Source organism: Flavobacterium beibuense (assembly GCF_004151245.1).
Taxonomy (GTDB): domain Bacteria; phylum Bacteroidota; class Bacteroidia; order Flavobacteriales; family Flavobacteriaceae; genus Flavobacterium; species Flavobacterium beibuense_A.
On sequence record NZ_JUIW01000004.1, the window covers coordinates 1 to 22,564 of the forward strand.

Annotated in this window: 22 protein-coding genes; 10 read left to right on the forward strand and 12 right to left on the reverse strand. The window is 36.6% G+C overall.

Annotated elements, in window-relative coordinates; genetic code table 11:
- From NU09_RS05865 to NU09_RS05880, 4 genes are all read left to right on the forward strand, one after another.
- Window positions 1-1,826: OmpA family protein (locus NU09_RS05865; RefSeq protein ID WP_410501052.1), on the forward strand; the 1,826-nt coding region annotated here is incomplete at its 5' end.
- 154 nt (window positions 1,827-1,980) lie between these two features.
- Complete coding sequence (locus NU09_RS05870) at window positions 1,981-2,853, forward strand: cupin-like domain-containing protein (protein WP_129750345.1); 873 nt, start codon at window positions 1,981-1,983, stop codon at window positions 2,851-2,853.
- Between the two features lie 61 nt (window positions 2,854-2,914).
- Complete coding sequence (locus NU09_RS05875; protein ID WP_129750346.1) at window positions 2,915-3,382, forward strand: regulatory protein RecX; 468 nt, start codon at window positions 2,915-2,917, stop codon at window positions 3,380-3,382.
- A 95-nt stretch (window positions 3,383-3,477) separates the two neighbouring features.
- Window positions 3,478-5,319, forward strand: a complete 1,842-nt coding sequence (locus NU09_RS05880; RefSeq protein ID WP_129750347.1) for a LuxR C-terminal-related transcriptional regulator — start codon at window positions 3,478-3,480, stop codon at window positions 5,317-5,319.
- Window positions 5,320-6,114: 795 nt separating this feature from the next.
- On the opposite strand, the gene NU09_RS05885 is transcribed toward NU09_RS05880, so the two are convergent.
- The 5 genes from NU09_RS05885 to NU09_RS05905 are packed head-to-tail and all read right to left on the reverse strand — an operon-like array spanning window position 6,115 to window position 10,282.
- A complete protein-coding gene (locus tag NU09_RS05885) occupies window positions 6,115-7,275 on the reverse strand; it encodes a beta-ketoacyl synthase N-terminal-like domain-containing protein (RefSeq protein WP_129750348.1) in 1,161 nt (386 codons plus the stop codon).
- 52 nt (window positions 7,276-7,327) lie between these two features.
- Window positions 7,328-7,930 carry an SET domain-containing protein gene (locus tag NU09_RS05890; protein ID WP_129750349.1) on the reverse strand — a complete coding sequence of 201 codons (603 nt, stop codon included), beginning with the start codon at window positions 7,928-7,930 and terminating at the stop codon, window positions 7,328-7,330.
- Window positions 7,931-7,960: 30 nt separating this feature from the next.
- Complete coding sequence (bioA, locus tag NU09_RS05895) at window positions 7,961-9,253, reverse strand: adenosylmethionine--8-amino-7-oxononanoate transaminase (RefSeq protein WP_129750350.1); 1,293 nt, start codon at window positions 9,251-9,253, stop codon at window positions 7,961-7,963.
- A 1-nt stretch (window position 9,254) separates the two neighbouring features.
- Window positions 9,255-9,872, reverse strand: a complete 618-nt coding sequence (bioD, locus tag NU09_RS05900) for a dethiobiotin synthase (protein ID WP_129750351.1) — start codon at window positions 9,870-9,872, stop codon at window positions 9,255-9,257.
- The gene (locus NU09_RS05905) at window positions 9,869-10,282 is read right to left on the reverse strand and encodes a DUF2007 domain-containing protein (RefSeq protein ID WP_129750352.1); all 414 of its coding nucleotides are present in this window, start codon (window positions 10,280-10,282) and stop codon (window positions 9,869-9,871) included. Before NU09_RS05905 ends, bioD begins: the two co-directional genes overlap by 4 nt.
- A gap of 163 nt (window positions 10,283-10,445) precedes the next feature.
- Between NU09_RS05905 and NU09_RS05910 the strand changes: the two genes are divergently transcribed.
- Window positions 10,446-11,570, forward strand: coding sequence for an AI-2E family transporter (locus NU09_RS05910; protein ID WP_129750353.1), 1,125 nt, complete (start codon window positions 10,446-10,448; stop codon window positions 11,568-11,570).
- Here NU09_RS05910 and NU09_RS05915 read toward each other — a convergent pair.
- The gene (locus NU09_RS05915; protein ID WP_129750354.1) at window positions 11,536-12,687 is read right to left on the reverse strand and encodes an aminotransferase class I/II-fold pyridoxal phosphate-dependent enzyme; all 1,152 of its coding nucleotides are present in this window, start codon (window positions 12,685-12,687) and stop codon (window positions 11,536-11,538) included. The genes NU09_RS05910 and NU09_RS05915 overlap by 35 nt on opposite strands.
- 126 nt (window positions 12,688-12,813) lie before the next feature.
- Between NU09_RS05915 and NU09_RS05920 the strand changes: the two genes are divergently transcribed.
- Genes NU09_RS05920 through NU09_RS05940 form a run of 5 tightly spaced genes read left to right on the forward strand, consistent with a single transcriptional unit; the run spans window position 12,814 to window position 15,258 of the window.
- Window positions 12,814-13,290, forward strand: coding sequence for a DUF2975 domain-containing protein (locus tag NU09_RS05920; protein ID WP_129750355.1), 477 nt, complete (start codon window positions 12,814-12,816; stop codon window positions 13,288-13,290).
- Window positions 13,291-13,294: 4 nt separating this feature from the next.
- Window positions 13,295-13,795, forward strand: coding sequence for a DUF2975 domain-containing protein (locus NU09_RS05925; protein WP_129750356.1), 501 nt, complete (start codon window positions 13,295-13,297; stop codon window positions 13,793-13,795).
- The gene (locus NU09_RS05930; protein ID WP_129750357.1) at window positions 13,792-14,334 is read left to right on the forward strand and encodes a hypothetical protein; all 543 of its coding nucleotides are present in this window, start codon (window positions 13,792-13,794) and stop codon (window positions 14,332-14,334) included. The genes NU09_RS05925 and NU09_RS05930 overlap by 4 nt, the downstream gene beginning before the upstream one ends.
- 4 nt (window positions 14,335-14,338) lie before the next feature.
- Window positions 14,339-14,548 carry a helix-turn-helix domain-containing protein gene (locus NU09_RS05935; protein ID WP_129750358.1) on the forward strand — a complete coding sequence of 70 codons (210 nt, stop codon included), beginning with the start codon at window positions 14,339-14,341 and terminating at the stop codon, window positions 14,546-14,548.
- 29 nt (window positions 14,549-14,577) lie between these two features.
- Window positions 14,578-15,258, forward strand: a complete 681-nt coding sequence (locus NU09_RS05940; protein WP_129750359.1) for a formylglycine-generating enzyme family protein — start codon at window positions 14,578-14,580, stop codon at window positions 15,256-15,258.
- 319 nt (window positions 15,259-15,577) lie between these two features.
- Here NU09_RS05940 and NU09_RS05945 read toward each other — a convergent pair whose 3' ends face one another.
- From NU09_RS05945 to NU09_RS05970, 6 genes are all read right to left on the reverse strand, one after another.
- Window positions 15,578-16,132 (reverse strand): hypothetical protein, encoded by a 555-nt coding sequence (locus NU09_RS05945; protein ID WP_129750360.1) that lies wholly within the window; start codon window positions 16,130-16,132, stop codon window positions 15,578-15,580.
- 65 nt (window positions 16,133-16,197) lie between these two features.
- Entirely contained in the window at window positions 16,198-16,482 is a 285-nt protein-coding gene (locus NU09_RS05950; RefSeq protein WP_129750361.1) for a F0F1 ATP synthase subunit epsilon, read from the reverse strand.
- 70 nt (window positions 16,483-16,552) lie between these two features.
- Window positions 16,553-18,064, reverse strand: coding sequence for a F0F1 ATP synthase subunit beta (atpD, locus tag NU09_RS05955; RefSeq protein ID WP_129750362.1), 1,512 nt, complete (start codon window positions 18,062-18,064; stop codon window positions 16,553-16,555).
- A 234-nt stretch (window positions 18,065-18,298) separates the two neighbouring features.
- Entirely contained in the window at window positions 18,299-18,979 is a 681-nt protein-coding gene (locus tag NU09_RS05960; protein ID WP_129750363.1) for an SIMPL domain-containing protein, read from the reverse strand.
- A 92-nt stretch (window positions 18,980-19,071) separates the two neighbouring features.
- Entirely contained in the window at window positions 19,072-20,919 is a 1,848-nt protein-coding gene (glmS, locus tag NU09_RS05965) for a glutamine--fructose-6-phosphate transaminase (isomerizing) (protein ID WP_129750364.1), read from the reverse strand.
- 20 nt (window positions 20,920-20,939) lie between these two features.
- A complete protein-coding gene (locus NU09_RS05970) occupies window positions 20,940-22,559 on the reverse strand; it encodes a DUF4270 domain-containing protein (RefSeq protein WP_165357669.1) in 1,620 nt (539 codons plus the stop codon).
- Between the last annotated feature and the right edge of the window lie 5 nt (window positions 22,560-22,564).

Sequence of the window (22,564 nt, forward strand, 5' to 3'; positions counted from 1 at the left end):
CAGCACAGTTTGCCATGGCACAAAATAAGGATACAGAAAAAGCAGACAAATTATACAGCCGTTTTGAATACATAGACGCTGCTCAGGAATATTTAAAACTATCGGGTAAAAAAGACCCTTATGTATACAGGCAGCTAGCCGAGAGTTACTATAACATGTTTAACAGCAAGGAGGCCATTAAATGGTATGAAAAGGCTGTTAAAAGCAAACAGGATGCCGAGATCTATTACCACTATGCCCAGATGCTTAAGGCCGAAGGCAGATATGAAGAAGCGAATGCACAAATGATGACTTTTGCCAAAATGGTTCCTAACGACCAAAGGGCAATCATTTTCATGAAAGATCCTGATTACTTACCAAAGCTTAAAAGCCAAACCAAACTTTTTGATGAGAAGTATCTGGATATAAGCGATAAAAAATATACCGATTTTGGTGCTGTGCTAAACGACGACAATACATTTTACTTTACAAGTACCAGAAATACAGAACGCAGGACTTACGGAAGAAATGAAGAACCTTATCTTGACCTCTATGTAGCTACTTATCAGGGCGACGGAAAATTCAGCAAACCTACACCTGTAAGTGAAATTAACAGTAAATGGCATGATGGCCCTGCAGCAGTAACAGCAGATGGCAATACTATGTATTTTGCCAGTGAAAGTTTTAAAGAAGGTAAGTTTGAAAAAGACAAAGGACAGCAAACAGGATTATTATATCTTTTTAAAGCTACTAAAGAAAACGGGAAATGGGGCAACGTTCAGGCATTACCAGTAAACGATAAACGTTGGTCATCTGCTAACCCTTCAATATCTGCAGATGGTAAAACTTTATATTTCTCATCAAACAGACAGGGTTCATTAGGTGAAACCGATATCTGGAAAGTAGAAATTAAAGGTGATAACTCTTATGGTAAACCGGAAAACCTGGGCCCAAAAGTTAATACTGAAGGAAGGGAAAGTTTCCCATACATAACTGCAGACAATAAACTATTCTTTGCTTCTGAAGGAAGAAAAGGATTTGGAGGTTATGATGTTTACATGATTGACCTCGCTAATAACGGTGAAGCCATTAACCTGGGCGAACCTATTAATACTGCTAAAGATGATTTTTCTTTCAGTTTCAATACAGCTCAAAATGTTGGTTTCTTTGCCAGTAATCGTTTAGGTTCAGACAACCTGTATATGGCTATCCCAATTTGCGGAGTACAGGCTATTGTAACGGTTAGAGACTCTAAAACAGGAAAAGTTATACCTGCAGGAAAAGTTGCAATTCTTGATGACAGAAACAATGTAATTGAAACAAGAACTACTGATGACAGCGGTACTGTAAGCTATGAAGTGGATTGTGATACGCCATACATTATACAGGCATCTGCCGAAGGTTATAAAACAGAAAATTTCCCTGTTGATAAAACAAAAGGAGGAAAAGTTAATGTAATGGCCGACCTTGAACCGCTACAGGATCTTATTGTAGGAGACAGAGTTGTACTAAACGAAATTTACTTTGAATACGACAAGAGTAACATTACTCAGGAAGCAGCTTCAGAGCTTAACAAACTAGTAGATGTTATGAAGTCTTACCCTAACATGGTTATCGAAGCTCAGGCACACACAGACAGCAGAGGTAGTGATGAGTACAACTTAAAACTTTCTGATGAAAGAGCTAAAGCCGTAGTACAGTATGTTGCTTCGCAGGGAATCTCCAGAGCAAGAATTTCCGGAAAAGGTTATGGAGAATCGCAACCTAAAGTAAATTGTGGTGATAACTGTACAGAAGAACAGCACGCAATAAACAGACGTAATGAATTTGTTATAATTAAAAAATAAAACTAATAAATCTAACAAACGACAAAAAAGCAGCCTTAATAAGGCTGCTTTTTTGTTTATTTTAACCTTTTTTTATAACGAATTTACGTAATCGAATTTTACAGTTTGGTAACGCTTTAGTAATTTTGTCATGAATTAACTTTCGCCTTTATTTATGCCTTTACACCTAACAGAAATAGAACGTGTAAAAACCATCTCGAAAGAAGATTTTTACAATAATTATGTAAAAAAGCAAAAACCACTTGTTATTGAGCAGCTGACTAAAGACTGGCCTGCTTATGAAAAATGGAAGCTAAATTATATTAAAGATATTGCAGGAGACAAGACTGTGCCCCTATATGATGACCGCCCGGTATCCCACAAAGACGGATTTAACGAGGCCCATGCCGAAATGAAAATGGCAGATTATATAGACCTGATGCAATCTAAACCTACAAATTATCGTATATTTTTATATAACTTAATGAAGGAAGTGCCTTCACTACAAAATGACTTTAAATGGCCTGATTTAGGCATCAGGCTTATAAAGCAGCTGCCCATGCTGTTTTTTGGAGGGGAAAACTCTAAGGTATTTATCCACTATGATATAGACTATTCTAATATTCTTCATTTCCATTTTCACGGCAAAAAAAGATGCATTCTTTTTGCGCCAAACCAAACCCCTTACTTATATAAGGTTCCGCATGCATTAATATCAAGAGAAGATATTGATTTTGACAATCCGGACCTTGAGAGATGGCCAGCGTTAAAACACGCAGAAGGTTTGGTAGCTAATTTAGAACACGGCGAAATGCTTTATATGCCAGAAGGATATTGGCATTATATGAAATACATAACACCGGGGTTCTCTATGAGCTTAAGGGCCCTTCCAAGAAAATTCAGCAATCTGTCAAAAGCTGTTTATAATATTTTTGTAATGAGACATTTTGATAGTTTGATGAGACGTTATAAAGGCCAGGCATGGATTGATTATAAAAATGAAGAAGCCGTTAAGCGAACCCATAAAAAACTTAATATAACCCAATAATAAACAGTCCTGTTCGAAAGAATGGGATTTTTTATACCTTTAATAAAAACAGTAAGCCCTAATGCATAAAACATACACCGTAGAAGAAGCAAAACGAAAACTGGAGCACTACTGTTCTTATCAGGACCGCTGCCATGATGAAGTTGAGCAGAAACTAAAGGGCATGAATATGATACAGCAGGCAAGTGATGTAATTATTGCTCACCTTATAGAGCATAATTTCCTAAATGAAGAGCGCTTTGCAAAAAGTTTTGCAAGAGGTAAATTCCGTATTAAAAAATGGGGACGCATACGTATTAAAAATGAGCTTAAACTCCGTAATATTTCCAAATATAACTTAGATGCTGCATTAAAGGAAATTCCGGACGATGAATATTTTTCAGCTTTTGATGAGCTTGCAGAAAAGCAATGGGAAAACATAAGAGAGTCTGATATTCAGAAGAAAAAGAAAAAATTATTTGATTTTTTAATGAGAAAAGGATTTGAAAGTAATCTTATTTATAACAAAATATCAGAATTATGTAAATAATCGCTGATGTACTATTTTCTTAAATAAATGTTAAATTTTTTTATTAATTTAGCAGTCCCCACAAATATATAATAACGTAAAAATCCCCTAGTGCTATGAGAACAAAACTTCTTTTGGCCACCTTGTTACTTACGGCCTTTTGCTACGGACAAGAGTTTAAGTTTAATGAAATTAACACTACAGGCAGACAACTGGTTTTTGCTAAACCGGATAGTGCTATAGCTTATATTAAGAAAGGTCTGCGTGAAGCAAAAAGAAAAAAAGTTCATGACACCATTGTAAGCGACCTTTACAATCTTTATGGCGTTCGTGAATTAATGCTAACTGAGTTTGACTCGGCAATCTATTATTTTCAAAAATCTGCCGACTACTCAAAAGGTTTCACGGAAAGACAGACAAAACCCCTTATCAATGTAGCCATATCCATTAGAAATAAAGGTGATTATGACGAGTCTATTAAACGATTAAACAACTTATTAAAATCCGGAAATCCGTCAAATAAGTCTAAAGCAATAATATATGGTGAACTCGCTTCAAACTACACCCTAAAGTTTGATAACGATACTGCAATAAAATACCTGCTTAAAGCGATAGATGTCCTTAAAAATCTTAAAAATGATGTAGAAATCTATTCGGTTAAGCAAAAACTGGCAAATATTTATCTGGTAAAAGGAAACTACAATTTTGGCCTTGATTTATATAGGGAATGTATAGAAGGGTTTAAAAAAAGTGATGACCTTAAAAATTATTACTATACCCTGTTAAACAAAGCCGAATGCCTTATACAACTTGACAGGCTGGACGAAGCAAAAAAAGACTTAAGAATAAGCCTTGAAGGGTTAAAAGCATACAACGACATTGCCGTTATGGGTGTAGCCTATTCTAAAATAGGACATATTGAAGTACGTGAAGGAAACGAGAAACAGGCAATGGAAGATTATCAGCATGCTATGGATAACCTTCTAATGGTTAACTCTCCTTATGTTATAAGAATTGGCATGGAGTATATTAATCATCTTAACCGTTACGGACAAAAAAACAAATCGCTTAAAATAATTGACCAGGTTACGGATACAGATTCCTATAAAAATGCCAATATTGAAGATAAAATGTATTTCCTTCAGGCAATGGCAGACACCTATAATTTAACCGGAAACTATAAAAAAGCAGCAGAAAACTATGTAGAAACCGTTAAACTTAAAGACTCCATAGCCATAATGGATAAGGAGAGCGCTTTAAATGAAGTACAGGGAAGACTGCAAAACGAACTTCAGCGTGAAAAGAACATAGCCCTTGAAAACCGTAATGAAGCACTGGAACAAAATGCCAAGAAAAACAGGATTATATTTTGGTCCAGCATTATAATAAGTCTTGCCATAATTGCATTAATACTATTTATATTAAGAGCTGTACGACTTAAAAGCCAACTACAAAACGAAGAACTGAAAACAATAGCCGCAGAAAAAAACCTTTTGGAGCAACAGGCCCAACATGATAAAGAGTTTTTTGATGCCCAAAAAGAACGCATAAAAGAAAAACAGCGCGAACTTACTTCGTCTGCATTAAGGATGGCAAACATTCAGGACAGTATTAATGATATTATAGATAAATGCAAAGATAATTCCCTTACATCCATTAATGAAGTAAGAAAAGAACTCCAGCACCTTGTTAAACAAAAAGACTACTGGAAACAATTTGAAACTCGATTTAATAAGGTACATCCTGAATTCAATACTTTTTTAGCAGACAAATTTGAAAATCTGACAAAGAACGATCTTGAGTTTTGTTCACTTCTAAAGCTTAATCTATCAAATAAGGAGATTGCTTCATTGCTTCAGATTTCACATGAAAGTGTTATTACCAAGAAGTACAGGATTAAGAAAAAGATGAATATTCAGGAAGATGTGGAGTTTGATAAGCTTATCATGGAAATCTAGACTGAATTCTTAAGAAATCCTGAACCTTAAAAACATAGACAAAATAAAAACACTTGAAATACAGAGTTTTAACTAATAAAAAAATATACTTTGTCTATAATTTGTCTATTAAAATTTTGTTAAAATATCAAATTGAATGTAGTAGATTTGTAAAAGGAAAGTCGACGAAACATTTGTTAAATCCGACAAACGGTAAATTGGCTTATACGTTCAAACATTTGCATTTCCTGCTTTATTACTAAATATGCTTGGTGCTTATTTGCCCATAAAATGTAATGCCCCCGCATTTTATATTTAGCATAACACCGGTGGTTTAAAGCCCCCTAAACCATCGGTGTTTTTAATAAAGAAAATCATACTAAAAATCAATTACTATTAAATTCCCCACCATTTTTTGATGAAAACACCTACTGAAACTTCCTAAAACACAAAAACTACACTGTTTATTCTGTTACATTTTAGGCTATTTTCTGCTTAAAATACAACAATTCATAAATAATAGTATTTACATTATAAATAAACTACTTGTTAATTAAAATTTAAGCAAAAATTCAGCGCCATATACATAAATAATTATATATCAGTATATTTGCCCGATTTTAAACGTTAACAAATATTTAAAATATTAATTTTCATTTAAAATTTAATTACAGATTAGGTTATAAAAAACACAAGTCAGCTAAATAGTGATTGGCTGATTTTAACAAGCATATTATGGGTTTTAGTTCCCGTAATGTTTAGTAATTTTTTAGTTGGATGCAAGGAACCCCCTACTCTCGTAAGGGGTTTCTTATTTTATTTAGTTACCAGTATACTTACTGCATTACCACCAAAACCTACCGCATTTACAAGAATTTTGGAAAGCTTTTTATCCTGAATGAAGTTTTCTTTATCCACAAATGGTATTCCTATAAATTTTTCATTATTGAGCATCATGACTGCCATTTCAAGACTAAGTAAGCCAGAGGCACCAAAAGTATGCCCAATCTTCCATTTATTACTGGTTAATAACGGAGTGTGATTATCAAATACTTTTTTTATAGCATTATATTCTGACATATCTCCTTTAATGGTTCCCGGGGCGTGCATAATTACAGCATCAACCTCAGTAACATCTATACCTTCCATAGCCATAAGCATGGACTTTTGAAGACAATCTGCATCCGTAGATATAGAAACACTATGTTTTAAGACCTCTGTAGAATATCCTACCCCTTCAATGTATGCTAGAGCATCGGGCTTTCTTCCGGGTTCAAGACAGGCTATGGCAGCGCCTTCACCAAGCACCATAGTATTTACTTCTTTATCCATATCTAATGCACGGCACGGATATTCGGCCTGTTGTGAAGAATAAATTTTCATTGCCTGCATCTGGGCAATGGTAAATGGTGTTAAGGGTGCTTCACTGCCACCAACCATAAACTTATCAGACATACCCCCTCTTAACCAGGCTATACCATTTAAAAGTGCATGCAAAGCCGTTGAACAGGTTATGGAATGTGATATTTCGGGGCCGGTACTTTTAAGATCATGGGCTATCCAGGAAGATATATTACCCAATGTTGTAGATGGCGATGCCTGTACACTGGTTTTACCAGTATTTATAAACTCACTGTAATGGTTCTCAAAAAGCTCTGTAGCCCCTCTGGAAGAACCTATATTAATACCAAATACATCTCCTTCTTTCCATCCGGCTGCCTTTGCGGCACTTCTTGAAGCTAAAATGGCATATAGTACTGACTTATCAAGATAACGGTATTTTGAATCGGAATTTGCCAATTCACTTACCAGTTTTTCCAACTGGTCATTAAGTGCAGCTACAGGTACATTTTTATTGCCTACGTCTTTAAAACTTATTTTAGTTGCTGGTTTAAGATAACTTTCCCATACCTCTTGAGGTGTACGCCCTAAAGGAGAAAAAGAAGCTATGGAAGTTATGGAAACAGGTATTGTCAAAATAGTAGAATTTGCCAACAAAAATACGGCAAACAATAAAAAAAACCGAGGATTAACCCCGGTTTAATATGTTTTGCGGATAATAACATGTCTTTATGGACCTAAGCAGACTTTGTCCATGAATTACCTTACTGAATTCTTCCCAATTGGGTTGTGAAACAAACTTTTGCAAAGGCTGGTCTACCAAGCCAATACGAGGTAGGTTATCCAAAATGTGCTTGTCCCATTCCTCATGATATTTTAAAATATCATCGGGGTAAACCACTTTTCTAACAGTACCTTCATCTTCTGCCTCAAAGGGTTCAGATACGTTAAGGTAACCATAGTCATCCGTTAGTTGCTCTCCGGGATATATATCCCTTATGGCAATCTCAAAATCATAGGCAGTAGACATACAGCTTGGATTAAAGCTGTGGTTTACATACTTGGCAATATCCCAACACAGTACTTTCTCTCCCCTGCCGTTAACAAAGCAGTAGGTTTCAATAAAACTATGCATTAAAGGATTTATCCGTTGTATATCCTCAGTGGTGTATACACTGTCCAGGTCATCCTGAACCCATGTTATAGTACCTTTAGGAATAAATTTTTTCGCTACAACACCATAGCCCACTATGTTGTTGATAAAGCGCAGTTCGGTATCAGGATGTATCATAAAAAGATAGCGATAAATAGTAAAACTAATTTACACTATTTTCTCAATCGCCAACTTAACGGTATCATAAATATTTACTAACAATTCATTGCTGATAATATAAGGCGGAAGTATGTAAATAATGTTACCTACAGGCCTAAGGATCACTCCGTTGTCAATAAAGAAATCATAAAGCCTGTTCCTAAAATCACCATAATAATCTTCACTGACTTCACGCTTAATTTCAAAGGCTATTATCACTCCAAGCACACGCACATTTGCAACCCTTGGATGATTTTCAATCTCATCCTTAAAGGCATGGTGCATGTTGTTTATCCTTATCAGGTTTTCCTGCATTTCATCCGATTGAAGTAACTCTAATCCTGCCAATGCCGCTGCACAACCCGTAGGGTTAGCCGTAAAGGTATGCCCGTGAAACAAAGCCTTATTTACATCATCATCATAAAACCCGTCAAAAAGCTCCTGAGTAAAGGTGGTTATCGCCATCGGTATTGCACCTGCCGTTAATGCTTTTGAAAGGCACATCATATCCGGCTTTTCGTTAAGGTAATCGCAGGCAAAATACTTACCTGTTTTACCAAATCCTGTCATCACTTCGTCCGCAATGGTAAAAACACCATACTTTTTACATACACTGATAAGCTTATCAAGTGCTTCCGGCTCATACATCACCATTCCGGCAGCCCCCTGCACTAATGGTTCAAATATAAATCCGGCATACTCTCCTGTAGCCGCCATTTCGGTTAGCTGCCTTAAGCTTTCTTCCTCATTACCGGCTGTAGGTACCGGAATGCGTACTACCTCTATAAGAGAGCCTTTAAAAGCCTCTGTAAAGAAAGAAATACCACTCGCTGCCATTGCAGCAAACGTATCACCATGAAAAGCGTTCTCAAAAGCCAGCATCTTAGTACGCTTTTCTCCTTTATTATAATAGTATTGCAGCCCTACCTTAACAGCTATTTCTACAGCGGTAGAACCGTTATCAGAAAAAAACAGCTTCTTTTGGTTATCCGGTAATATGGTTACCAGTTTTTCTGACAACGACACTACAGGCTCATGTGTAAATCCTCCAAAAAGTACATGCTCTAAAGAGGTAAGCTGCCTGTATATGGCATCGGCAACAAACTTATTACTATGCCCGTAAGGATTAACCCACCACGAAGCGATGGCATCTATATATTGTTTTCCGTTTTCATCCCATAGCAAAGCCCCTTCTCCTTTTACTATACCAATAGGTTTTGCGGCTGTTTTATGCTGTGTATACGGGTGCCAAAGGTGTTTACTGTCCCTCTCGGTAAGTCCCGGTGTATTTACTGTACTCATGTTATAGATTATTCAGGTTGTCCCTAAAGTCGTCTGCATACTGCAGCACCACATTTTTGTCAAAATAAGGCTCCTCCTCTATACGGCCTATCATTTTAATTCCGGTACGTTTTAAAATCACCTCTTCGGTAGAAGGCACTTCAGGACCGTTAAATATAATGCCTGCCACTTCTATACCTCTTTGTTTTAAAACTTCAAGAGAAAGCAATGTATGGTTTATACTGCCCAGATAATGCCTTGACACTACAACTACTGTATAATCCGGCTGTATCAAATCGATTATGGAATCTGTATCATTCAAAGGAACCAAAAGTCCTCCCGCCCCTTCTATTACCAAGTGGTTTTTTGTTTTCGGTTCTTTTATTTTTTTAAGGTCAATAGTTACATCATCTAACTGCGCTGCCAGATGAGGACTAGCCGGCGTGTTTAACTTATAACTGTTAGGATGGATAACTGTTTTATTATTGGTTATATAACGTTCAATCTTATGGCTGTCGGAATTATCAAGATCTCCGGCCTGCACAGGCTTCCAGTAGTCTGCTTTAAGAGATTCCGTCACTATGGCCGATGCAATCGTCTTACCAACATCTGTTCCTATTCCGGTAATAAATAGTTTCATTCTAAATTAAATTCATTTCCGCAGTTATTACAGCGGTATTTATATTTCGTGTAAAATGGAAGTGCCACCGATACAAAAGTGAAAAGGAATGCAAAAAGCGATTTTATATCCTTAATGGTAGTACCCAGCTCAATTTCATGACTGTTACACTTTGTACAGGTTAAAGGCTTACCTTCATCATCAAGCGAATATCGGCTAACATCCTGTAAAACCTCTATCGCCCTTTCTTTATCATCAAGACGCACTAACAGTTTTACCCCACCAATTGCATTACTAACCAATGGATCGGTATCAATAGTATTGTTATCTTTCATGAAAACCTCAATACCTTCGGCTTCCAGCCTTCCTTTTATAATCATCGCTTCAGATGAATATTGAAACGATGCAACTTTTACAAAGGTGTTTTCCATATCACAAATTTATTAAATAAGCATTCCACTGTCGAGGCAGTCCTTTTTTTTAAGGGTTTTAACTAAAATACAACAGTAATTTTAATAAAACATTACCAATATAGAGCTATTATATTAGTTAATTTTGACAATTACCTCATTAGTTTAACATGACTTTACTTATATGACGACCGCAAAATTGCCTAACTATGTAAAAGCAGTATATATATTCCTGCTTATAATTATCATAGTATTCTTTATGATAATTGCCAAGCAGATATTAGTACCGCTGCTTATTTCCGGTTATATAGCCATGTTGCTAACATCTTCCTGTAACAGGCTGGAAAGGCGTAAAATTCCTCGATCGGTAAGTGCGGCTATATGCCTGTTGCTATTCATAATAACAATTTCCGGACTCCTTTTATTTATATATCTCCAGGTTAGGGGATTTATGGATGATTTGGGTGGAAGCCTTAAAAATGAGGTAAATGCTTTTGTAATTGAAGCCAACAAATGGACAGAAGAACATTTTGGGTTTGACCTGGGTATGCGCTATGGCTTTGAAATAAAAAAAGCCGTTGAGATGGTACAGACAGAGGAAGCTCCGCCAACCCAAATATTATGGTCTACCATAGCCATGATAGGTGATATTATACTGCTGCCGGTTTATATATTTTTCCTGCTTATTTACAGAGATCACCTTGCTGTTTTCGTGGCTAAAGTTTTCAGCAGATCAAACAATGATGAAATATTAGATAAACTGACTTCCATAAGAAAAGTTGTGTATGCCTATATATCCGGTGCCGGTAAAGTAATGCTTATATTGGCTGTGGTAAATACGGCAGTGCTTTTTGCACTGGGAATAGAACACGCTATCTTTTTTGGGGTTTTGGCCGGCGTACTTAATATTATCCCATATCTGGGTCCGTGGATAGGTGCTACCCTACCATTTATTTTTGCCTTAATTACTAAAGACAGTCTTTTCTACCCCATAGCTGTTATAGTGTCCTTTACTTTTATTCAAATGCTGGAAGGTGCCTTTTTAACGCCAAAAATTACAGGAAGCAATGTAAACCTAAATGCATTGATTACATTTTTAGGATTGCTTATAGGAGGGGCAATATGGGGGATTGTAGGTATGATTATTATAATACCAACCATTGCGATACTTAAAAAACTGTTTGAAATGAGTCCCGATACCCAGCCTTATGCTTATCTTTTTGGAGAGGAAGACAACAACTGGTTTAAAAAACGCCCACGCAAGAACAAAAAGATTAAAACTGAACCAGACGTTCCTGAAGCAGATTAAGGAAACGGGTAATGCTTTCGCGGGTGGTAAAGCTATGCAGGCAAAAACGCAGCCTTTCCTGACCCTGAGGTACCGTAGGAGAAAGTATAGGCTTTACATTAAAACCGTTTTGCTGTAAATATTCGGCTATCTGTTTTACCCTGTTGTTACCGGGTATAATTGCACAATGTATGGCAGATTCACTAAAGATAAAAACATCATTAAAAGCCAGCCTCTCTAACTCCTTATTAAAAAAAGTAATGATATTCCTCAGTTGCTTTTTTGCCTTTGTACCATTTTCCAAATGCTTATACGCAGTGAGAATTACCGCAAGTGAATGAGGCGGCAGTGCCGTGGTATAAATAAAGCTTCGGGCAAAATTTACCAGATAGGTTCTTAGCTCTTCATCCCCTAAAACAGCAGCGCCATGACAACCTAGCCCCTTACCGAAAGTCATTATACGGGCAAAAACCCTGTCCTGTAGGTTAAGCTCCTGTACTAACCCTTCACCTTTAGCACCAAACATGCCTAAAGCATGCGCTTCATCAATTACTAACCTGCTGTTATATTCCTCAGCTACAGCAACCAATTTAACCAAATCCGGAGTATCACCATCCATAGAAAACACCGATTCGGTAACAACATATACTTCTCCCTCTATCGCTGAATATCTTTTTAAAAGGTTTTCTAAATGGTTAAGGTCATTATGACGAAACTTAAATGCTTTGGCATTGCTGAGACGCAATCCGTCACGTATGGAGGCATGTATATACTCATCATACAGCACTATATCTTCCTTTTGTGGTACAGAGGAGAAAAAGCCTACATTAGCATCATACCCCGAATTGAATATAAGCGCCGAAGGGCTGTTATGAAAACGTGCTATAAAATCTTCCGTCACCTTATAAAGGTTATGGTTTCCTGTTATTAACCTCGATCCGGTAGACCCGTTGCTAATAATATTAGCATCCAGTAGATATTGGTGTGCCTGCTGAAAAATTTCTGCCGACTGTGAGAACCCTAAATAATCGTTTGATGAAAAATCAACCAGCCCGTTAGCAACAGGCAAACTACGCAAGGCATTTGCTTCGGTACGCTGTTGTAATTTGGCTATAAGGGATTTTGGCAAACTTTTCATATCCCAAAAATACACAACTCCATGCTTATGGCAACTCTATAAAAACATTGTTTTTCAAAAATTAATTATTGTTTTTCGATAATTTATCTATATTTGCATCAAACAAACCAATCAACTTTACCTGCAATGAAAAAAATTCAAATATTAAACTGGACTTTAAGAAGTTTAATCATTCTTACCTTTTTAGCAATTTGCTTTTCAGTATATGTTTTTATTTCACTATATAACAGTCCCACAATTGATTATTCTAAAGTCTTCCCTACCTATTTACCTTACACAACAATCTTAAGCGGGGCATTGTTTCTTGCATCCATGATATACCTACAGCTTTCGGTAAACTTATTTATTAAGCAAGGCTTTTTTAACACTAAAAGTTCCGGCTATTTAAAACTGGGAGCAATCTTTTTAGCTCTGTTCGGATTGACTGATATAACAATTGCTACAATCAATAATGCCTTTAAGGCTAATTATGATTTATTAGATTATCTCAACAATAACAGCGGCCATATCGTTACATTGATTGTGGCAATAGGGATTTTTATTGTAGCCGACATTATCAAATCGGGAGTTACCATTAAACATGAAAACGACTTAACTATATAACAGAATGAAACGATTATCAACTCTAAAGACTATTACCGATATCTTATTTGTACTTGCGGTTATTCCGGCAATATTCGGACTTCCATTTATATTAATGGCAGCTATAATGCCGGAAAGGATACCGTTTAAACTGAATGGAGACGAGTTTGCTACTATTAATGGCGCAGAACTGATTATCTCACTTCTTGTTATTTACTTAAGTTATGCTTTAGCGGTATATGCCCTTTATCTCTTTAAAAAGGTTTTAGAGTCTTTTAAAAAGAAACGCTTTTTTGATGATGTAGTAATATTGTCGTTTAACCAAATGGGCAAAGCCCTGTTATTAAGCTGGATTATAGGGATTCTGCCTTCGCTATACTATAACCTGGTTGACGGTTCAATAAAAATAAGTATCGGGTTTAGTGATTCACTTTTTACACTTGGACTGGGATTCTTTTTTATAGTGCTTAGCGACGTATTCCTTATGGCTAAAAAACAGAAAGAAGAAAATGATTTAACTATATGAAAAAATATATAATGCACCATATCAACGTTATTATTACTGCGCTAAGAATATTACTAGCTGTAGCAGCAATAATAGCTGTTCTTAATATTGGAATGGGACTATTTGCTCTTATAAAAAACGACCACGGCGTTGCCAGATCTTTTTTAGCCCAAACTTTTAAGGTTCCCGATTTTACAATAAATGAAGAAGTAGGAGTAGCGGCGACTTTTGGTGTACTATATGGAGCACTATTGTTTTACCTTATTTATGGTATTAAACATTTTTACAGGTGCCTTGTTAAGATAAAATCAGGCAAAATGTTTTATAATGATCAGGGTGAAGATTTTAGAAAAGCCGGAGCATCAATCATTATTTTTGCCAAAACAAAGTACCTGCTGTATTGCTGTACAGGCGCGGTAGTATTTTTTGATATTACTATGTTTTTTAAACAGATACTTCCCTTTTTAGGCGTTTACCTGGCGGGAAAACTATTTTATTTAATGGCATATATGGCCGAAAAAGGAGAATTTATCCAGGAAGAAAACGAATTAACCATATAAGCCTATGCCTATCATAATTAACTTAGACGTTATGCTTGCCAAACGGAAAATGCGTTCTAACGAACTGGCAGATAAGGTTGGCATAACTACTGCTAACCTTTCCATACTTAAAACAGGAAAGGCAAAGGCTATTCGTTTCAGTACACTGGAAGCCATTTGTAAAGAACTGGACTGCCAGCCCGGAGATATTATGGAGTATATTGAGGAAAATTAGAGCCAAACTTTAAATCAACATAAATTATAATGCCAGATATTATAGAAACCCTGCTTCAAATGGCAGAAATACCAGAAGGAAAAATAGACATGCGGGATGACAGAACAAAGAACGAATGGACAGTGGAACTAAAGTCTTTTCTATTAAGCAAGTATCTTGTTACCCAGGATTTGTACTTAAAGATCATCAAGAAAAACCCAAGTACTTTTATAGGTGACAGATTACCTGTTGAAACTGTTACATGGAAAGAAGCCGTAACTTTTTGTAATATATTATCCAGCAGGTGCAAATTACAACTCTGCTATATTTTCAGCCCTGATAGCGACGAAATAATTTTTGACACAACAGCAAACGGATTCAGATTACCTACTGAAGCTGAATGGGAATATGCCTGCAAGGCAGGCACAAAAGGAGTACGCTACGCAGAGTTGGATAAAATTGCATGGTACAAAAATAACTCTAAAAAAACCACCCATCCTATTGGACTAAAAGAGCCAAATAACTGGGGTCTTTATGATATGCTGGGAAATGTTTGGGAATGGTGCTCTGATATTTATGACCAAAGCGTATATGGCTCTTACCGCATTCTAAGAGGCGGTGGTTGGTTTGATGAAGAAAGAAGCTGCATGGCAACAAACAGAAGACGAAGCCATCCTATTGCATTTAAAATTGATGACCTTGGATTTAGGATTGCCAGAAGTAAGAATTAACATCAAATGATATACATAACTATATTTTCTCCTCTACTATTCTCCTTGCTATTGCCTAAACGCTTTCCATTATACCTCACTATATTTATTAGTATGTATGTGTTTTATGGATATCTCTGGATTGATGAACATTTTCTCTATACCGGAAAAGCCGGATGGAAGGGTTTTGGCATGTTTTTGTCGACTATGTTAACAGGTCCGTTTTATTTTGTAATACACACCTTATTTATCTTTTTTGGTTGGCTTAAGGAAAATAGAAAAATGATGTGGACTCATATGTCTTACTTGTCATACATGCTATCGCAGTGTTTTCTTAAAGCTATAAATCAATCCATTTCTTATCCTGAGGGTCTGTAGCGTCGAGCAAATCGGTATTGAGCCTTAGAGCCAGCTGTCTGCCCATTTCTAAAGAAGCTTCAGGATAACCGTTTGTATATATGGTAAAATGTTTTGAGGCATTGTACCATACATTTACATCGTAGCGATATCCTGAACCATCTGTTATACCATCGCCATCACTGTCTTTAGACCATGCCTGCCTGAATACAGAAATATATTCCACATTCGGCAAGTCAACCCATTTCCCAAATTTAAAAGGGCCTACTGCAATTTCCTTTTTATACTTTTTATTTTCTAAATCAAAATAAACATTATTAACAGCAGAATATTTTAATGCAAAGCCAACAGTTAATACACAAGGGAAAATATACTCTAAAGAATATACCAGTGACAAAAAACTAAAGTCTTGAATAAAATTAAAAACAACAATAGACAGCAACACAAATGTTACTGTGTATAATATAGCTGCAATAGCTGTTTGCCAAAAAGGACGTGTCCCTTCGCTTATAATTATGTTTTCTGAATTAATTTCCATGTCACAATAATAATAAAAAAAGCCCTGTGATATCGCAGGGCTTTTTATTTATATCTAAAACTGAATTAGTCTACTAAGATAGTCACTTTATTATCTTTCATTTCCAGTGTGCCGGAAGTGATAGGCAAAAGAAACTTCTGGTCTTTATCAGACTTTACGAATTTCCCGCCAAAAGAGCTGTTACTCTTAAAATCAGGAACTTCTATTTTTATGTCACCGGCAGCAAGTATCGAAACGATATTAGCGTGGTGGTTTAACATCTGGAATTCACCATTTATGCCGGGAACAGTTACCGAAGTAACCTCGCCTTTAAATAAGTGACCTTCCGGTGATACTATTTCTAATAACATAGTTTAAAGTTTTGAGTTTAGGGCTGCGTGTTTCCTTTTGTAACGTGAAACCCGAAACCCTTAACTTTTATTATGCTTCGCTTAACATTTTCTGACCTGCCTCAATTACGTCTTCGATAGTACCTTTAAGGTTGAAAGCAGCTTCCGGTAAGTGGTCAAGCTCACCATCAATAATCATGTTAAAGCCTTTAATTGTATCTTTAATATCTACTAATACCCCAGGGATACCTGTAAACTGCTCAGCAACGTGGAATGGCTGAGAAAGGAAACGCTGAACACGACGAGCGCGTGATACAGATAGTTTATCTTCCTCGCTAAGCTCTTCCATACCAAGGATAGCGATAATGTCCTGAAGTTGTTTGTATTTCTGTAGAATTTCTTTTACTCTTTGTGCACAGTTATAATGCTCATCACCTAAGATTAGCGGAGTAAGGATTCTTGAAGTTGAATCAAGAGGGTCTACCGCTGGGTAGATACCAAGCTCAGCAATTTTACGTGAAAGTACTGTTGTAGCATCAAGGTGGGCAAATGTTGTAGCCGGCGCCGGGTCAGTTAAGTCATCCGCAGGTACATATACCGCCTGTACTGAAGTAATAGATCCTTTTTTAGTTGAAGTAATACGCTCCTGCATAGCACCCATCTCTGTTGCAAGAGTTGGCTGGTAACCTACCGCAGATGGCATACGACCAAGAAGTGCAGACACCTCAGAACCTGCCTGAGTAAAACGGAAGATGTTATCTACGAAGAAAAGTACGTCTTTTCCTTGTCCGTCACCCGCACCATCACGGAAGTATTCAGCAATCGTAAGACCTGAAAGCGCAACACGTGCACGTGCTCCAGGTGGCTCATTCATCTGTCCGAATACGAATGTAGCCTTAGACTGTCTCATACCTGCTTTATCAACTTTAGAAAGGTCCCAACCTCCATTCTCCATAGAGTGCATGAAATCGTCACCGTATTTAATAATACCAGACTCAAGCATCTCACGAAGAAGGTCGTTACCCTCACGTGTTCTTTCACCTACTCCTGCGAATACAGAAAGACCACCGTGACCTTTTGCAATATTGTTAATCAACTCCTGGATAAGTACCGTTTTACCTACACCCGCACCACCGAAAAGACCAATTTTACCACCTTTTGCATAAGGTTCGATAAGGTCGATTACTTTGATACCTGTAAATAAAACTTCTGATGAAGTTGAAAGATCTTCAAATTTTGGAGCCTGACGGTGAATAGGTAAACCATTTTCACCTTCTTTTGGTAAATCACCAAGACCATCAATCGCATCTCCAATAACATTAAATAAACGGCCATATATATCTCCGCCTATCGGCATCTGGATAGGGTTACCTGTTGCAACAACTTCCTGGCCTCTGCTTAATCCGTCAGTAGAGTCCATAGAAATAGTACGAACAGTATCTTCACCTACGTGAGACTGTACTTCAAGTACTAATTTTGAACCATCTTTTTTAGTGATTTCTAATGAATCATAAATTTTTGGAAGCTCAGCATTTTGAGTGTTAAACACTACATCTACTACCGGCCCGATAATCTGTGCAACTTTTCCTGTTCCTTTAGACATTGCTTATATATTTATTTAACAGCTATTTACGTTTCGTAAAAAAACCTCTTTTTTCCGAGCGCAAAGATAGTTTTTTCCAAACAAATTATCCAATTTATTTTTTGCATTTTTTGCAATAAAAAAGCCTATTATTAAAAATACACCGCTTTAACCCCATTAAACCTGAGTTCCGTTGCCGAATTCTTAGCCGAAACAGCAGTATTTTTATTACAAAATAAAAATATCTTTAAAACATTATTGTACAGAAAATTTTACAATAAAGGTTTTATTTATACTTCCTGTATAATCTGTACCTAAACCCATTTTGTTTCTTGCAAGCTGAAGATAGATATCACCTATATTCATCTCTCCAAAATAACCATTGGCTTCTTCTCTAACTTCAATTATAGAACCTACTTTTAACTGAGAATTATAAGCTATTACATTTGCTCTTTTCCTGGCTTTATCTATAAGTTTTTTAATCAGGCGCTCTTCTGCTTTCTCTTCATCAGCATAACTTAAAACAACAACATCTGTAGCCACCTGCTCTTCAGAGTCGAATACCTCCTTTAGTGCATCCAGTTCTTCTTTTCCATTCACAAAAACTGTCCACCCTTGTTTACCGGAGCTCCAGAAATTATCACTAAAAATATTTGCCTTAGAATTGTCCAGCGGAGTAACTTTATATTTATTTTTTTCAAGCTTAGCTTTAATTCCCTGAAGTATATTTTTATTGTTCTCTTGCTGAACAAGGGGATCGTAATCTTGGTTAAACACTACAGTATCGTATTCAACAGTAACAGCAACAAAATTAACCTGAAAACGAACAGGCTCTAATGAAACCGTATCGTTAACAACAACTTCAATAAATTTACTTTGGGCAAAGCCTACAAAAGAAACAAACAGTAAAATAATAATTAAATTAAATTTTTTCATACTTAATGATAGTAAGGTGTTAAACAGTTATATACTAAAAAAGCCGCTAAGAAAATCTCAGCGGCTCTAAATTAATTCATTTATTTTTAAGATTACTCTACCGTAACCGATTTTGCAAGATTTCTTGGCTGGTCTACGTTACACTCTCTCAATACCGCAATATGGTATGACAGTAACTGTAACGGGATAGTAGTTACCAGCGGTGAAAGCGCATCAGAAACTTCAGGTATCTCGATAACATAATCTGCAAGATCTTTTACCTGAGTATCCCCTTTAGTAACTACAGCAATAATTTTACCGCTACGCGATTTAATTTCCTGTATGTTACTCACAATCTTATCGTAGTGCTCCTGTTTAGGCGCAATAATAACAACCGGCATCTGCTCATCAATAAGCGCAATAGGTCCGTGCTTCATTTCTGCCGCAGGATAACCCTCCGCATGTATATAAGATATCTCTTTAAGCTTTAAAGCCCCCTCTAATGCTACCGGGAAGTTATACCCCCTGCCTAAATAAAGACAGTTAGAAGCATCTTTATATTTAGAAGCTATTATTTTTGCTACATCATTAGTTTGAAGTGCCTCTTCCACTTTTTGCGGAATAAGCTCCATCTCCTGAAGATATCTGAAATAATCCGTTTTAGTCAATGTGCCTTTAGCATTTGCCAAACGTAAAGCAATCAGCGTTAACACAGTAATTTGTGTAGTAAATGCTTTTGTAGATGCCACACCAATTTCAGGACCTGCGTGTGTGTAAGCACCTGCATTGGTTTCACGCGAAATAGACGAACCTACCACGTTACAAACACCAAATACAAACGCTCCATTTTCCTTAGCTAACTTAATAGCAGCTAAGGTATCGGCTGTTTCACCCGACTGCGATATGGCAATAACCACATCATTTTTATTGATAATAGGGTTTCTGTATCTAAACTCAGAAGCATACTCCACCTCTACAGGTATACGGGTAAACTCTTCAAAAATATATTCTGCCACAAGGCCCGCATGCCATGAAGTACCACAAGCAACAATAAGAATTCTGTCGGCATTTAAAAACTTCTGAAGGTTGTCTTCAACACCCGCCATTTTAATAAGACCTGTATCTGTATGAAGCCTACCTCTGTAAGTATCCTTAATTACATTAGGCTGCTCATAAATTTCCTTTAGCATAAAGTGGTCATAACCGTTTTTCTCTATCTGCTCAAGGTTCATTTGCAACTCCTGAATATATGGATCTACTAAAGAGTCATCCTTAATCTTTCTAATTTTAAGATCTTTTCCTAATCTTACAATTGCCATTTCTTCATCTTCAAGATAAATGGCGTTTGATGTATACTCTATAAACGGAGAAGCATCTGAGGCTATAAAGAACTCATCTTTGCCCACACCTATAGCCAATGGGCTACCTAAACGTGCTGCAACAAGCTCATTTGGTTTTTTCTTATCAAAAACCACAATAGCATAAGCACCTACAACCTGGTTTAGAGCCACCTGTACAGCCTTACCAAGCTTTAGGTTATCCTGTTTCTGTACATCTTCAATAAGGTTTACTAAAACTTCAGTATCAGTATCCGATTTAAAGGTATAACCTCTCTTTATAAGTTCTTTTTTAAGCGGCTCGTAGTTCTCTATAATACCATTATGTATTATTACAAGATCTCCCGAGTTTGAAAAATGCGGATGCGAATTAACATCATTAGGTACTCCGTGAGTAGCCCAACGTGTGTGGCCCATTCCTATTGTTCCTGCAGATGTACCATCCTGCTTCGCTCTCTCTTCTAAATCTGAAACTTTACCTTTTGTTTTGGAAAGTTTCAGGTCGTTCCCGTCATATAGAACAACTCCTGCACTATCATATCCTCTGTATTCAAGTCTTTTAAGACCTTTAATAATAATAGGATAAGCTTCTTTGTGCCCTATGTAACCTACAATTCCACACATAAGATTTTATTTTTTGTTAATTATGGGGTTGGCTTAGTATAATAAATTTCCAGTTTAAGCCTTTTATCCTCCGGAACATTTGCCCCCGATTTACTTCCGTAAAGGACAGTTCCTGAAGCACTGATTACAGAAGCTACAGGAGCCGACTTAACATCGGTAGTACCTGAAGTGAAAGGCGTTCTTAATGCTGCATTGGATATCTGGTTGATATTTTCGGTAACAGCTAATCCAAGTACAAAATTTGTTGAATCTTTATTTACTATATTATTAATGTGCTGTGTAATACGGACTTTATACTTTAAGCCTCTGTCATCTTCATCATACGAAATGATACCATCATAAACATACCTGTTGTATTTATTATTGGCCGCATTTGTAGTCTGGTCAATATAATAATCATACACAGGCCTTCTGTTTTTTACATCATAAAGATAAAGCCTTAAAGGCTCATCCGAACCTGTCATCGCAGTTTTATCAACATAAAAAGTAAGATTTGCCTCATTTATAAGAACTCTCTCTCCTGTAACAGGGTCCGGCTTTAAAAAGTCAAGATCTGCCTGGTCTAAAATATTAATGAAAGCTAGCGATCCTTCACCCCCTTTTACATACAAACGTTCATCTCCCTCTACTTCGTCCGAAGTATTTATTCCGGCTAAGAAAGTATCGTTATAAGTGTTATCAAAAAGGTTGATAGTATTACCGCTAAGGTTAAGTGTCATTGTTTTATCAATTCTGCCGCCAGTCGGCTCGCCATCCGTATCAAACTCTTCGTCATTATAGAACACCTCAATTTTACCCTGGCTAAAGTCAAGCATTGCCATAGCACCATCATTACCTATCTGCTCAACATTAAAATACAATCCTCTGAAATAATCTATAAACACGTTATTGTTTACAAGACTACCTGCCGGCGCACCGAATAATTTTTGCTGAAAGAATTCTTTATTTAACTGAAGATATATTCCCGGGGCTTTACGCTCAACTGTTTTACCGTTAGCAACACCATCATCGGTTAAATCTACTTTACGGTCTATCTCTGCGGCACTAAATTTAAACTCTGCATTTTCAGATATGTCAGAACTATTATTTAAAAGAACAGTCCCTTTATTAGCTTCCACCATTGCCCTGTCGTTAGAATAGTACTTTTGTATATTATCATCAGAACCCGGGTCGCTTGATCTTAAATAAAAACCATTTTCATAAATACTAAGCTTAATTTTAGCTTCTGCATTTCCAAAAATAGAGTCTATTGTATAAGTGCTCTCGCCATCACTATCGGTATCTTGTAAATCGCTGAAATAAGGAATATAAAGATAAACCGTATCTATAGTCGGTGTAGTAAGTGTTGGGTTTACACTAGCCAGTTTTACCTGACTTACAAAATGCGATATTGTCTTGCCAAAAGCAGGATTATTATATACCCCTAAGGTATTTAAAGGCATATTATTTGTTTGCACCGGCCCCGTAGCTTTATCATAAGCTATTGCATGGCCTGTATATTTTTCTATACCATTATGATGGATATCACCCTGAACCAAATCAGAGCCTATTTCATTATAATCATAATCACAGGCAACAATTGTTATAAGGGTAACAGCACTTAAAGCAACAATAAATTTGTTTAGTATCCGGCTTTTCATAGTCA